2 protein-coding genes are annotated in these 1,081 nt (G+C 67.0%); both read right to left on the bottom strand.

What is annotated here, in order from left to right:
* Positions 1-755: hypothetical protein (locus tag AB4059_RS15940; RefSeq protein ID WP_498980230.1), on the bottom strand; the 755-nt coding region annotated here is incomplete at its 3' end.
* Positions 725-1,081 (bottom strand): hypothetical protein (locus tag AB4059_RS15935; RefSeq protein WP_498980228.1); only part of this gene is annotated, 357 nt, incomplete at its 5' end. The genes AB4059_RS15940 and AB4059_RS15935, both read right to left, overlap by 31 nt.

Genomic DNA, 1,081 nt, shown 5'->3' with positions numbered 1-1,081 from the left:
ATCACACCCTGGCGCGCAGCCTGCCATTGGCCTTCCGGACTGGTCGGACGCAGGCGTTCCTTCGGCACGCCGGTCAGCGTGGCGGCCTTCTCGACAGTGAACCACACGCGGCGGTTGCTGCCGACATCTTCGGCGCGCAGCGTGAACGTTCGGCTGTTGGAGTTGGGCACCGCAACCGGGCCACCGCCGGTGGGCGACGAACTCACGTGCCATGTGTAGATCATGTTCGCTTCGTCGATCTGATCGCCTTCGGCGTCGACCAGGTCGAACTTGCCTTCGATGACACCACCGGCCTTCCACTCGCCGCTGATCGTCACGTTGGTAATGGTTGGCGCCGTGCCCGGCACCGGGGCGGCAACCACGAACGCTTCGACACCCGTCGTCGGCGCCACCGTGCTCACCGGAATCACACCAAACACCAGATGCTTCGCCTGGTCTTCCGCAACCGGCGTGTACGTGGTCGAGGTCTCACCCGGAATCGCCGTGCGGGGCGTGCCGCTGGCGTTGTCCGAGCGATACCACTGGTACGTATGCGTGCCTTGCGGGTCGCCTTCGGCGTCGTTGTAACCGGGGTTGCCCGTCAGCTGCGAACCCACGCCCACCGCGCCGGTAATTGTCGGCGTCGCCGTCGGCGCGGTGCCCGATACGGACGCACTGGTCACCTTGAAGACCGCGGTGCCCGTGTTCGGCGTACCCGTGGCACTGACCGGCGTGACGCGCACCATCAGGAACTTCGCGAAGTCGGCCGCGCGCACGACATAGCTCGCGCTTGTCGCACTCGCGATCGCACCGGGTTGTCGCCCGCGGCATTGTCGACCTGGAACCATGCGTACAAGTGCGTGCCCTGCGCATCGCCATCGAGGTCGTCGTAGCCTTGCGGCACGGCGGTCAGCGTTTCGCCCACGACCGCGTTGCCGTTGATCAGCGGCGTGGTCATCGTCGGCGCGCGGCCTTCGATCACACCCTGGCGCGCAGCCTGCCATTGGCCTTCCGGACTGGTCGGACGCAGGCGTTCCTTCGGCACGCCGGTCAGCGTGGCGGCCTTCTCGACAGTGAACCACACGCGGCGGTTGCTGCCGAC

The sequence above is a fragment of the Lysobacter sp. 2RAF19 genome, from assembly GCF_052115395.1.
Taxonomy (GTDB): Bacteria; Pseudomonadota; Gammaproteobacteria; order Xanthomonadales; family Xanthomonadaceae; genus Noviluteimonas.
This window is presented reverse-complemented; position numbering and strand designations above follow the sequence as displayed.